The organism is Bordetella pertussis 18323 (assembly GCF_000306945.1).
GTDB classification, from domain to species: Bacteria; Pseudomonadota; Gammaproteobacteria; order Burkholderiales; family Burkholderiaceae_B; genus Bordetella; species Bordetella pertussis.
Window position 1 is genome coordinate 556,136 of sequence record NC_018518.1, and the last position, 12,086, is coordinate 568,221.

Annotated in this window: 14 protein-coding genes; 11 read left to right on the top strand and 3 right to left on the bottom strand. The window is 69.6% G+C overall.

Annotation, left to right across the window (positions count from 1 at the left end):
* Positions 1 to 122 precede the first annotated feature (122 nt).
* The 6 genes from phoB (at position 123) to serA (ending at position 6,143) form a co-directional block, all read left to right on the top strand.
* Positions 123 to 821 (top strand): phosphate regulon transcriptional regulator PhoB, encoded by a 699-nt coding sequence (gene phoB, locus BN118_RS02665; protein WP_003815113.1) that lies wholly within the window; start codon positions 123 to 125, stop codon positions 819 to 821.
* Positions 822 to 832: 11 nt separating this feature from the next.
* Positions 833 to 2,143 (top strand): phosphate regulon sensor histidine kinase PhoR, encoded by a 1,311-nt coding sequence (gene phoR, locus BN118_RS02670; RefSeq protein WP_010929655.1) that lies wholly within the window; start codon positions 833 to 835, stop codon positions 2,141 to 2,143.
* Positions 2,144 to 2,198: 55 nt separating this feature from the next.
* The gene (locus tag BN118_RS02675; RefSeq protein ID WP_010929654.1) at positions 2,199 to 2,876 is read left to right on the top strand and encodes a heavy metal response regulator transcription factor; all 678 of its coding nucleotides are present in this window, start codon (positions 2,199 to 2,201) and stop codon (positions 2,874 to 2,876) included.
* On the top strand, positions 2,873 to 4,270 hold the full coding sequence (locus BN118_RS02680) for a heavy metal sensor histidine kinase (protein WP_014905492.1): 1,398 nt from the start codon (positions 2,873 to 2,875) through the stop codon (positions 4,268 to 4,270). Before BN118_RS02675 ends, BN118_RS02680 begins: the two co-directional genes overlap by 4 nt.
* A gap of 105 nt (positions 4,271 to 4,375) precedes the next feature.
* The gene (locus tag BN118_RS02685; protein WP_010929652.1) at positions 4,376 to 4,837 is read left to right on the top strand and encodes a DUF411 domain-containing protein; all 462 of its coding nucleotides are present in this window, start codon (positions 4,376 to 4,378) and stop codon (positions 4,835 to 4,837) included.
* A 106-nt stretch (positions 4,838 to 4,943) separates the two neighbouring features.
* The gene (gene serA, locus BN118_RS02690) at positions 4,944 to 6,143 is read left to right on the top strand and encodes a phosphoglycerate dehydrogenase (protein WP_023853237.1); all 1,200 of its coding nucleotides are present in this window, start codon (positions 4,944 to 4,946) and stop codon (positions 6,141 to 6,143) included.
* Positions 6,144 to 6,193: 50 nt separating this feature from the next.
* Here the strand turns inward: serA and BN118_RS02695 are convergent, their stop codons facing one another.
* A complete protein-coding gene (locus tag BN118_RS02695) occupies positions 6,194 to 7,069 on the bottom strand; it encodes a LysR family transcriptional regulator (protein ID WP_010929650.1) in 876 nt (291 codons plus the stop codon).
* Between the two features lie 101 nt (positions 7,070 to 7,170).
* Between BN118_RS02695 and BN118_RS02700 the strand changes: the two genes are divergently transcribed.
* The 4 genes from BN118_RS02700 to BN118_RS02715 are packed head-to-tail and all read left to right on the top strand — an operon-like array spanning position 7,171 to position 10,087.
* Positions 7,171 to 7,602, top strand: coding sequence for a VOC family protein (locus tag BN118_RS02700; RefSeq protein ID WP_003815126.1), 432 nt, complete (start codon positions 7,171 to 7,173; stop codon positions 7,600 to 7,602).
* A gap of 24 nt (positions 7,603 to 7,626) precedes the next feature.
* Positions 7,627 to 8,355, top strand: coding sequence for a 5-oxoprolinase subunit PxpB (gene pxpB / locus BN118_RS02705; RefSeq protein ID WP_010929649.1), 729 nt, complete (start codon positions 7,627 to 7,629; stop codon positions 8,353 to 8,355).
* Entirely contained in the window at positions 8,352 to 9,332 is a 981-nt protein-coding gene (locus BN118_RS02710; RefSeq protein WP_010929648.1) for a 5-oxoprolinase subunit C family protein, read from the top strand. Before pxpB ends, BN118_RS02710 begins: the two co-directional genes overlap by 4 nt.
* On the top strand, positions 9,329 to 10,087 hold the full coding sequence (locus tag BN118_RS02715; protein WP_014905493.1) for a LamB/YcsF family protein: 759 nt from the start codon (positions 9,329 to 9,331) through the stop codon (positions 10,085 to 10,087). Before BN118_RS02710 ends, BN118_RS02715 begins: the two co-directional genes overlap by 4 nt.
* A 10-nt stretch (positions 10,088 to 10,097) precedes the next feature.
* Here the strand turns inward: BN118_RS02715 and BN118_RS20640 are convergent, their stop codons facing one another.
* Together BN118_RS20640 and BN118_RS02720 are read right to left on the bottom strand one after the other, a co-directional pair.
* On the bottom strand, positions 10,098 to 10,454 hold the full coding sequence (locus BN118_RS20640) for an IclR family transcriptional regulator (protein WP_230306696.1): 357 nt from the start codon (positions 10,452 to 10,454) through the stop codon (positions 10,098 to 10,100).
* Positions 10,358 to 10,936 carry an IclR family transcriptional regulator gene (locus tag BN118_RS02720; protein ID WP_227915039.1) on the bottom strand — a complete coding sequence of 193 codons (579 nt, stop codon included), beginning with the start codon at positions 10,934 to 10,936 and terminating at the stop codon, positions 10,358 to 10,360. The genes BN118_RS20640 and BN118_RS02720 overlap by 97 nt, the downstream gene beginning before the upstream one ends.
* Before the next feature lie 118 nt (positions 10,937 to 11,054).
* Between BN118_RS02720 and BN118_RS02725 the strand changes: the two genes are divergently transcribed.
* Complete coding sequence (locus BN118_RS02725) at positions 11,055 to 12,026, top strand: tripartite tricarboxylate transporter substrate binding protein (protein ID WP_010929647.1); 972 nt, start codon at positions 11,055 to 11,057, stop codon at positions 12,024 to 12,026.
* The last annotated feature ends 60 nt before the right edge of the window (positions 12,027 to 12,086 follow it).

Consider the following 12,086-nt stretch of genomic DNA (forward strand, 5'->3'; position numbering starts at 1 on the left):
GCGGCCCGCCGCCGTGGACGGCCTGGCCCGGATGTGGCTACGGTCACATACGTGAAATATTGCGGCCATACTATCGCAATGTTCGCGCCGCGCCGGCGCATGCTGCGTATCCATTGCCTACCATGTCCAGCACCATTCTTGTCGTTGAAGACGAACCCGCCATCCAGGAACTGATCGCCGTGAACCTTTCGTTCGCGGGCCACAAGGTCCTGCGCGCGTTCGATGCCGAACAGGCCCAGACCCTGATCCGCGCCGAGCTGCCCGACCTCATCCTGCTCGACTGGATGCTGCCGGGGGCCTCCGGCCTGTCGCTGGCCCGCAAGCTGCGCGACGAAGAGCGCACCCGCGCCGTCCCGGTCATCATGCTGACGGCCAAGGGCGCCGAACAGGACAAGGTCGACGGCCTGGAGGCGGGCGCCGACGACTACATCACCAAGCCCTTCTCGCCCAAGGAGCTGATGGCGCGCATCAAGGCCGTGCTGCGCCGCCGCGCCCCGCAGCTGACCGACGACATCATCGACGTCGCCGGGCTGAAGCTGGACCCGGTCACCCACCGCCTGTCGGGCCACAGCCAGTCGCTGTCCATCGGGCCCACCGAGTTCCGCCTGCTGCACTTCTTCATGACCCACCCGGAGCGGGTGTTTTCCCGCTCGCAGCTGCTCGACCAGGTGTGGGGCGACCACGTCTTCGTGGAAGAGCGCACGGTGGACGTACATATCCGCCGCCTGCGCAAGGCGCTGGAACCCAGCGGCCATGACGCGCACGTCGAGACGGTGCGCGGCAGCGGCTACCGGTTTACAGCACAGGTGCCGGCGCGCTAAAAAACCGCACGATGATCTGGCTGCGCACCCTTTTCATGATCGCCTTCTGGGCGGTCATGGCCCTGCTTGCCCAATGGCTGATCGGCGACCCGGCCGGCTGGCTGCTGTTCGGCGCGGCCACGGCGGCCATGCTGCTGTGGCGCAGCTGGCGCCTGCACCTGGTGTCGCGCTGGGCCCATGACCCCGAATCGGCGCCGCCGGCGGCCGTCGGCCCCTGGGACGACATCCTGGCGCCGCTGTATCGCTACACGCGGGCGCGCGCACGCGAACTGGCCGAAACGCGCGAAACCATGCAAAGCATGCTGGCCGCCGCCCAGGCGCTGCCCGACGGCGTGGTCACGCTCAACGAAGATTTCCAGATCGACTGGGCCAACCGCATGGCGCGGCGCCACCTGGGCCTGCGCCTGCCGGCCGACCGCGGCCACAACCTGCTGAACCTGCTGCGCGCCCCCGAATTCGTCGCCTATGCGCATCGCGGGCACTGGCCCGAACCCATCCTGGTGCGCCTGAGCCTGAACGGCCAGGAGCGGGTCATGATGATCCACCTGGCCGGCTACGCCAGCAACCAGCGCCTGCTGATTTCCCGCGATGTCACCCAGATCGAGCGCCTGGAAACCACCCGGCGCGATTTCGTCGCCAACGTCTCGCACGAGCTGCGCACGCCGCTGACAGTGCTCGCCGGCTTCCTGGAGACGCTGCGCGAGCTGCCGGCCGAGGCGCTGCCCGCCGAACAGCGCGACCAGTACATGGCCATGATGCACGAGCAGGCGCGGCGCATGCAGGCCATCGTGGAAGACCTGCTGACCCTGTCCACGCTCGAATCCTCGCCCGAGGCCGACCCGCTGGCCGTCGATGTCGGCGCGCTGCTGCGCACTGCCCGCCAGCAGGTCGAGGCGCTGTCGAACGGCCGGCATGTGTTCGAGTGGCAGATCGAGGAGGGGCTGGATGTGCTGGGCAGCGGCACCGAGCTGGCTTCGGCCCTGTCCAACCTGCTGACCAACGCGGTGCGCTACACCCCCGACGGCGGGCGCATCATCGTGCGCTGGCGGCGCGGCGCCGACGGCGAGGCGCTCTACAGCGTGCAGGACACCGGCATCGGCATTCCGGCGCGCCACCTGCCGCGCCTGACCGAGCGCTTCTACCGGGTCGACCGGGGCCGCTCGCGCGCGGCCGGCGGCACCGGCCTGGGCCTGGCCATCACCAAGCACATCGCCATGCGCCACGACGCCGACCTGCTGATCGACAGCGAGCTCGGCAAGGGCAGCACCTTCACGCTGCGCTTTCCCGCCGAGCGCGTGACCGGCGAAGATCCGGACCGCTGAGGCGGCGGGCGATCCAGCGCATAATGCAGGATCTCGACATTCTGCATCCGCCCCCATGTGCATCCTCGTTATCGAAGACGAGCCCAAGCTGGCCGACTATCTGCACAAGGGCCTGTCCGAGCAAAGCCATATCGTCGACGTCGCGCGCGACGGCGTCAACGGCCGCCACCTGGCGCTCGAGGGCGACTACGAACTGGTCATCCTCGACGTGATGCTGCCCGACATCGACGGCTTCGCCGTCCTGGCGGCGCTGCGCGCGGCCGCGCGCAACACGCCGGTGCTGATGCTGACGGCGCGCGACCGGGTCGAGGACCGCGTGCGCGGGCTGGAAGGCGGCGCCGACGACTACCTGGTCAAGCCGTTCGCGTTCTCCGAGCTCCTGGCGCGCGTGCATGCGCTGCAGCGGCGCGGGCGCAGCCAGGAATCCACCCTGCTGCGCCTGGCCGACCTCGAGCTGGACCTGGCCAGCCGCAAGGCGCAGCGCGGCGGACGCCGCCTGGACCTGACGGCCAAGGAGTTTTCGCTGCTGGCGCTGCTGCTGCGCCGCCAGGGCCAGATCCTGTCGCGCACCACGCTGGCCGAGCAGGTCTGGGACATGAACTTCGACAGCGACACCAACGTCATCGACGTCGCCATCCGCCGGCTGCGCGGCAAGCTGGACGACCCCTACGACGCCAAGCTGCTGCATACCGTGCGCGGCATGGGCTACGTGCTGGAATCGCGCCCGTCATGAGGCTGCGCACGCCGTCGATGCAACGGCGGCTGACGCTGTGGCTGGGCGTCATCGCCCTGCTGGCGTCCAGCCTGGCCGGAGCGCTGCTGTTCTGGACGCTGAAACAGGAAGTGCAGCGCCAGGAAATCACCGAGGCGCGCGGCAAGGCCGAACTCATCGAGCACCTGGTGGGCATGCAGTCCCATACGTCGCGGGCGCTCAGCGACATGCTCGACGGCATCCAGGCCGGCCATGGCCACCTGGGCATCTGGATCACCAGCCCGGACGGCACGCTGCGCTATGGCAACGCCACGCCCGAGGTGCTGAGCGTCACGGACGACGACGAAGTGCTGCTGCGCAACGCAGATGACACCCGCATGCGCGGCGTGCGGCTGACCCTGCCGGGCCCGCCCGAGGCCGGCGCCACGCTGACCGTGGCGGTCAATACGCTGGCCAACGCGCGCTTTCTCTATGCCTATGGCACCGCGTTGCTGCTGATCTGCGCGCTGTGGATCGGCGCCACCGTGGTGCTGGCGGCCTGGGCCGTGCGCCGCACGCTGGCGCCGGTGCGGCGGCTCTCCGGCCAGGCGGCCAGCATCCAGCCCGAGCACCTGGACGTGCGCCTGCCGGTGGTGGGCATCGACCGGGAATTGAGCGACCTGGTGGCCTCGTTCAACCGCACCCTGGACCGCCTGCAGGAGGCGTACCAGCAGATGGAGGGCTTCAACGCCGACGTCGCGCACGAGCTGCGCACGCCCCTGGCCACCCTGATCAACGGCGCCCAGGTCACGCTGTCGTCGCCCCGCTCGGCCGAAGAGCTGCGCGAAGCGCTGACCTCCAACCTCGAGGAGCTCGAAGACCTCAAGACGCTGGTCAACGACATGCTGTTCCTGGCACGCGCCGACCGCGGCGAGCAGGCCGCCGACCTGGCGCCCGCACGGCTCGAACAGGAAGCCCTGCGCGTGGCGGAGTATTTCGAAGCCACGCTGGAGGCGCAGGCGCTGCACGTGGCGGTGCAAGGCAGCGCCACGTGCGCCGCCAACCCTGGGCTGGTGCGCCGCGCCCTGGCCAACCTGCTGGCCAACGCGATACGCGCCACGCCGCGCGGCGCCACCATCACCGTGCGCTGCGCCGCCCTGCCCGACGGCGCGGCGCGCCTGACGGTGCACAACCCGGGCCCGCCCATCCCGGCCGCGGACCTGCCGCGCATCTTCGATCGCTTCTTCCGCAGCGGCGGCGCCCGGCCGCCGCGCGGCGAAGGCCACGGCCTGGGCCTGGCCATCGTGCGCGCCATCGCGCGCATGCACAACGGCGGCGTGACGGCGGCCAGCGGCCCGGCAGGTACCGAGATCGGCTTTTCCCTCGGGGCGAGGCCCGCGCAAGATGACAAACGCGTAATCCGGGCGACAGACTGAGGTCAGTCCCGCCCTGCTATCGTCGGCCGTACTTTCGCGCCCCCGCACGCATGCTACGCTTGGCCGGCGCGCTGCCCCCCTTGAACCTCCGCTATACAGGCTTTCATGTCGCACGTATCCACGCTTCGCCGCGCCCTGCTGGGGGCCTTGCTCCTGGCGCCGGCCGCGGCCCTGGCCAACACACCGATCCCCATCGACGTCTGGCGCACGCCCACCTGCGGCTGCTGCGAAGACTGGCTGCAGCACCTGCGCAGCAACGGCTTCGAAGTCCGCGCCCACATGGTCGAGGACACCGCGCCGGTGCGCAGCCAGGCCGGCATGCCGGCCCGGTACGGCTCGTGCCACACCGCGCGCGTGCAGGGCTATACCGTCGAAGGCCATGTGCCGGCGGCCGACATCCGTCGCCTGCTGCGCGACAAGCCGCGCGCCGTGGGACTGACCGCGCCCGGCATGCCCATCGGCTCGCCCGGCATGGACGGCCCGGCCTACGGCGGGCGGCGCGACGCCTACGATGTGCTGCTGGTGCAGCCCGACGGCTCGGTCCGGGTGTTCCAGGCGTACCGCTGACGCGCATTTCGCCACACCGGCGCTATGGGCACTGCCCGGGCGCCGCCCGATCTGGTCCACAATGGGGGGGGGGGGTTTTCAACCCTTGTTGTACAGGCAACCCAACATGGCCCAGATTGTTCTGTTCGAGAATATCCACCCCAGCGCCCGCGCCGTCTTCAGCGCGGCCGGCTATACCGACATCGTCGCCCACGCGGCGGCGCTGCCTTCGGGCGAGCTGCGCGAGGCCCTGCGCGGCGCCGAGGTGGTGGGTATCCGCTCGCGGACCCATCTGGACGCCGACCTGCTGGCGGCCAACCCCGACCTGCGCGTGGTGGGGTGCTTTTGCATCGGCACCAACCAGGTCGACCTGGACGCCGCCATGATGCGCGGGGTGCCGGTCTTCAACGCGCCGTTCTCCAACACCCGCTCGGTGGCCGAGCTGGTGCTGGGCGAAGCCATCCTGCTGCTGCGCCGGATCCCCGAGAAGAACGCCCGCGTCCACCTGGGGCATTGGGACAAGAGCGCCGCCGGCGCCTACGAGGCCCGCGGCAAGACGCTGGGGATCGTCGGCTACGGCAACATCGGTTCGCAGATCAGCACCCTGGCCGAGGCCATCGGCATGCGCGTGGTGTTCTTCGACGTCGAGGCCAAGCTGCCGCTGGGCAACGCGCGCGCCGCCGGCTCGCTGGCCGAGCTGCTGGAGCAGGCCGATGTCGTCACCTTGCACGTGCCCGGCGGCAAGTCCACCCAGAACATCGTCAACGCCGACACCCTGGCGCGCATGAAGCGCGGCGCGATTCTCATCAACGCCTCGCGCGGCACGGTGGTGGACATCCAGGCGCTGCACGACGCCCTGGCCAGCGGCCACCTGGCCGGCGCGGCGCTGGACGTGTTTCCGACCGAGCCCAAGAGCGCCGACGAACCGCTGGCCAGCCCGCTGATCGGCATGCCCAACGTCGTGCTCACGCCGCACATCGGCGGCAGCACCCAGGAATCCCAGGAAAACATCGGCCGCGAAGTGGCCGAGAAACTGGTGCGCTTCCTGCAAGCAGGCACCACCAAGAGCGCCGTCAATTTCCCCGAGCTGTCGTACCAGGCGCCCGTGGGCGGCTCGCGCATCATCCACGTGCACCGCAACGCCCCCGGCGCGCTGGGCGCGCTGGACAACCTGATGGCCCAGCATGGCCTGAACATCGTCAGCCAGAGCCTGCAGACCAAGGGCCAGATCGGCTACGCCGTCACCGACGTCGACGGCGAAGTCAGCGACACCGTCCTGGCCGACCTGCGCAGCCACCCGGTCACCGTGAGGTGCGAAAAGCTGTAACCCCTGGGTGCCTGTCCCCGAACGGGGACTGGCACCAATCCCCCCCCCCCTCACGCTTCCCCGAAACTCACCGCCGCCCGCAGGCATTGCGCCAGCCGTTGCGCCAGCGGCGACTGCCCCAGCGGCTGGCGCACGATGAGGCCGATCTCACGGGCGAAGCGGACCTGGTCGTCCAATTCGAGCAGGCGCAGGCCGCGCGCATCCAGGTGCCGCGTATGCGGCAGCAGGGCCACGCCCAGGCCGTGGCGCACCAGGTTGGCGATGGCGTCGATTTCGTCGAGCTCGATGGCTTCGCGCACATCCAGCCGATGCCGCTTCAGGAACATGTCCACCAGCCGGCCGCCGAACGAGGCGCGGTCGTAGCGGATGAAGGGCTGGCCGGCCAACAGCTCGCGCCAGGGCCCCTCCGGCGCCGCCTCGGGCACGGCCAGCACCATGGGCTCGTGCAGCAGGGGCTGCCATTCCAGCTCCGGCGGCAGCGCGAACGGCGGGCGGATCAGCACCGCCAGGTCGACTTCGCCGGCATCGACATGGCCCAGCAGCGTGAGCGACACGCCCGGCACGATGCGCACGCGCACATCCGGGTGCTCGGCGCGCAGGGCCGCCAGGGCCCGCACCAGCAGATCCTGCTGCACCGACGCAATCGCGCCCACGCGCAACAGGCCGCTGATCCGGCCGGCGCCGGCCATGCCCACCACGCGGTCGGCCATGGCGACCAGCACCTCGGCCTGCGGCAGCAGGCTACGGCCATGGTGGTTCAAGGCGGCCGACTTGCCGGTCCGTTCGAACAGCGCCACGCCCAGGTGTTCTTCCAGGCGCTTGATCTGTGCGCTGACGGCCGACTGCGTCAGGCCGAGCCGGCGCCCGGCTCCCGTGAAGGTGCCGCCGCGCGCCACGGCGATGAAGGTTTTGAATTCCCGGATCACAATCGATTTTATTGATGCTCAGCCCGAATATTTATCGTTTTTCTATCACAAAAACAACTAATACACTATGCCCTGAATCTTCAATGCCGTCAGGAGCTCGCATGTCCACCCCGTCTCCCATTCCTCCGTTCCACCTGGCCTTCCCGGTCCGCGACCTGGCCGAAGCCCGTGATTTCTACGGCGCCTTGCTGGGCTGTCCGGAAGGGCGCAGCTCGCCCGAGTGGATCGACTTCAATTTCTATGGCCACCAGATCGTGGCCCACCTGGCGCCCCAGGCATGCGGCTCGGCCGCCACCAACGCGGTCGACGCGCACAACGTGCCGGTGCGCCATTTCGGCGCGGTGCTGTCCATGGACCAGTGGGAAGCCCTGGCCGGCAAGCTGACCGACGCCGGCACCGAGTTCGTGATCGAACCCTATATCCGCTTCAAGGGCGAGGTGGGCGAGCAGGCCACCATGTTCTTCCTCGATCCGTCGGGCAACGCACTGGAGTTCAAGGCCTTCAAGAACATAGAATCCCTGTTTGCCAAGTAACTTTCTTCGCAGCAGGTATCGCCGTTGACCGCATCGCCCTCGCCTCCTTCTTCGGCGCCCGCCGGCTGGCGCATCCTGCCGCAGGGCGACCGCTGCCTGATCGTGTGGTTCGGCGCGCAGATCGACGCCGGCGTCGGCCGCGCCTGCCTGGCGGCGGCCGGCCTGCTGCGCGCCGCCGGCCTGGCGGGCGTGACCGACGTGGTGCCCTCGTTCGCGGCGGTGGCGGTGCACTATCGCCCCGGCCCGGACGGCGCGCCCGACTACGCCACGCTGGCGGCGCAAGTCGAACGCCTGCTGGCCGGCGGCATCCCGGTCGACGACAGCGCCGGGCGGGAAATGGAAATCCCCGTGTGCTACGGCGGCGAGCATGGCCCCGACCTCGAAGAAGCCGCGCGCGCCGCGGGCCTGACGCCCGAGGCGCTGGTCGCGCTGCATGGCGCGCCCGGCAGCATGGTCTACATGCTGGGCTTCGCGCCGGGCCATTCCTATATCGGCGTGCACGACGCGCGCCTGGACCTGCCGCGCCGCGCCACGCCGCGCACGGCGGTGCCGGCCGGCTCGGTCGCCATCGCCAACCGGCAGACCGTCATCTATCCCGCGCGCCTGCCCGGCGGCTGGAACATCATCGGCGCCACGCCGCTGAACCTGTTCGACCCGGGCCGCGAACCCGCCGCGCTGCTGCAACCCGGCGACCGCATCCGCTTCGTGCCGATCGACGCCGCCGAGTTCGATCGCCTGCGGGAGGCGCAATGAGCCTGGCCGTCATCAAGCCCGGCATGCTGTCCACCTTCCAGGACGGCGGCCGCCACGGCTACCAGCACCAGGGCATTCCGGTGGCCGGCGCCATGGACCCCCGCGCGCACCGGCTGGCCAACCTGCTGGCCGGCAACGCCGCCGACACCGCCACGCTGGAGATCACCGTGGCCGGTCCCACGCTGCGCTTCGAGGCGCCGGCCTGCGTGGCGCTGGGCGGCGCCGACCTGGGCGCCACGCTCGGCGGCCTGCCCGCGCCCGTGCTGCGCCCGCTGGTGGCGCGCGCCGGCGACGTGCTGTCCTTCGCCCGGCCCGGCCAGGGCGCGCGCGCCTATCTGGCGGTGCACGGCGGCTACGACCTGCCCATGGTCATGGGCAACCAGAGCACCTACCTGCGTAGCGCCTTCGGCGGCTACCACGGACGCGCCCTGGCCAAGGGCGACCAGGTCGGCCTGCGCCGGCCCCTGGCCGACGACGCGGCGCGCCTGGACGCGCTGGCGCAGCAGCTGTGGCAACTGCGCTTCTATCTTGCCGCCACCCTGAGCAGCCCGCCGCGCGACGTGCTGCGCATACTGCCCGGGCCCCACTGGGCGGCTTTCGACGCCGCCTCGCGCCAGGCCTTGCTGGACCAGGCCTTCCGTATCGGTGCGCAATCCGACCGCATGGGCTATCGTCTGGAAGGGCCGCGGCTGCGGCTGTCCGAGCCGCGCGAGATGCTGTCGGAGGCCACCTGCTTCGGCACGGTGCAGGTGCCGGCCGACGGCGCGCCCATCGTGCTGATGGCCGACCGCCAGACCACCGGCGGCTATCCCAAGCTGGCGCAAGCCATGCCGGGGCAGGCGCTGCGCTTTGCCCTCATCGAGCTTGCGCAGGCGCAACGGCTGGACGCGGCCCGCGAAGCCGCCTTCGCCCAATTGACCGGCCAGCTCGACGCCTTGCGCGGCCTGCTGCGCGACTTCCAGGAGCCCACGCCATGAATCCCGCCATCGACCTGAATTGCGACATGGGCGAAAGCTACGGCGCCTGGCGCATGGGCAACGACGAAGCCGTGCTGCAGTTCGTCACGTCGGCCAATATCGCCTGTGGCTTTCACGGCGGCGACCCATCCACCATGCGCCAGACCGTCGCCGCGGCGCTGGCCCATGGGGTGGCGCTGGGCGCTCACCCCAGCCTGCCGGACCTGGCCGGCTTCGGGCGCCGCGCCATGCAGATCACCCCGCAGGAAGCCTACGACCTGGTGGTCTACCAGGTCGGCGCGCTGGCCGGCGTGGCCGCCTCGCAAGGCGCGCGCCTGCATCACGTCAAGGCGCACGGCGCGCTCTACAACATGGCGGCCAAGGATGCGGCGCTGGCGCGCGCGATCTGCCAGGCGGTGCGCGATGTCGACAGCGACCTGGTGCTGTACGGGCTGGCCGGCAGCGCCTTGATCGACGCTGCCCGCGCCATCGGCCTGCGCGCGGCGCAGGAAGTCTTCGCCGACCGGACCTACCAGGCCGACGGCCAATTGACGCCGCGCAGCCAGCCCGACGCCATGATCACCGACCTGGACCAGGCCATCGCCCAGGTGCTGGGCATGGTGCGCGACGGCAGCGTGCGCACGCCCGACGGACAGACCGTGGCCTTGCAGGCCGATACGCTGTGCATCCACGGCGACCAGCCCGATGCGCTGGTATTCGCCCGCGGCATCCGCCTGGCGCTCGAACGCGACGGCATCGCCATCCAGGCGGCGTAGGGCCGCGCCGTCACGCGTACGGCAGGACCGAGGTCATCTCCAGCAGGGCGGGTCCGACCTCGTTTTCCAATTGGCCGGGCTTGACGAACTGCGAGCCGAGCACGCAGTTGAATACATAGAGCTCGCCGCCGGACGACGGCCGGTACGGCACGCCGACCGTCGCGACGTCCGGCCGGTATTCGCCATGCGAATAGCAGAACCCGTGCCGCCCCCAGAACTGGATCATGTCCAGCGCCGATTCGCCCCAGCGCTCCCAGTGCTCGGGCGTCTTCACACGGATCTGGTTGAACAGCGTATTGCGCTCGTCCGCGCTGCACGCGGCGAGATAGGCGCGGCCATTGGACGTGGCGATGATGGGGTGCGACATGCCGATGTCGGAGGATAGGCGCGGCCATTGGACGTGGCGATGATGGGGTGCGACATGCCGATGTCGGAGTAGCGCTGCGCGCGCAGCGAGCGCGACCGGCTGGTCTCCACATACACCATGCTCAGGCGTTCCCGCATGCACAGCGACACCGAGCAGCCCAGCCGTTCGGCCAGTTCGCGCATCGGCGAGCGCACGACCTGCCGCAGCGCGATGTTGGCCAGCAGCGGATAGGACAGCGTGAGCACGGCATTGCCCAGCTGGAACTTGCCGGAAACCGGGTCGACCTTGAGATAGCCCAGTTCGATCAGCGTGTAGGTGTAGCGCGACACCGTCGGCTTGGACAGCCCCGACAGCTCGGACAACTGGCGGTTGCTCAGGACCGCCGCCTCCGGCGTGAAGCATCTGAGCAACTGCAGGCCATGGGCCAGCGTGCTGGCGAACTGCCTGTCCCGCGCTGGGCGACTTGCTTTCGGCGCGCTCATTCTTGTCTCCTGTGCCGCCCTGGGTGTTTTGCATGTCAAAACAGTGTGCAGCATAGCAAGGTTTGTCTCCCATTCTAAACAGGCCGGATTAGCATTCGGGCCTTCGAGGAGACAAACCATGAAACCATTCAGCTTGCTGCGCCGTATCGCCACGATTGCACTGCTCATGGCGGCCTCGTCGGCGCACGCCGATACCTTCCCCAGCCGGCCGATCCGGCTGATCGTGCCATTCGGCCCGGGCGGCATCACGGACCTCATCGCGCGCCAGGCCGCGCTGGGCATGGCGGAGAAACTGGGGCAGCCGGTCATCATCGAGAACAAGCCCAGCGCCGGCCACATCGTGGCCATGCAGACAGTGGCCCAGGCCACGCCCGACGGCTACACGATCCTGCTGGGTTCGAACACCGGTTTTACGGTCGCCCCGCACATGTACAAGAACCTGCCCTTCCGGATCGACACACTGCAGCCGATCGCGCCGATCAACACGGCGCCCACGGTGCTGCTGGCCAGGCCCGACTTCCCCGCCAACAACCTGACCGAACTGATCCAGTACATCAAGGACAACCCCGGCAAGCTGAACTATGGCTCGTTCGGCATCGGCACCAGCGCGCATCTGGGCATGGAGATCATGAAGAGCGATCTGGGCCTGAACATCATGCATATCCCCTACCGCGGCGATGCGCAGGGCCTGCTGGCCCTGAAGGCCAAGGAAGTGGACATCGCCTATATCACGCTGTTCTCGGCCCAGGCGCGCATCCGGGCCGGAGAATTCAAGGCGCTGGGGGTGCTGCAGAACGACCGCCTCACGGCCTTTCCCGACATCCAGACCACCGTCGAAGTCGGCTCGAAGAACTCGGGCATGCCGGTCTGGATCGCCTTCTTCGCCCCGCCCGGCACGCCTGACGCCGTCATGCGCAAACTGGAAAGCGCCACGCGCTCGGCCAGCACCGCGCCCGCGTTCGTGGAATTCCTGCACAACAACGGCGTGGAGCCCTGGAATCCGTCGAACCAGGACCTGATGCGCTTCATCCAGGATCAGCTGAACCGCTCCGGGCCCATCATCCAGGAAATCGGCCTGCAGCCCCAATAGGGCGACTGCGCCCGCGCGGCGGCCCGGCCGGGCCGTCCCCCCCCCCCCCCACACAACAGG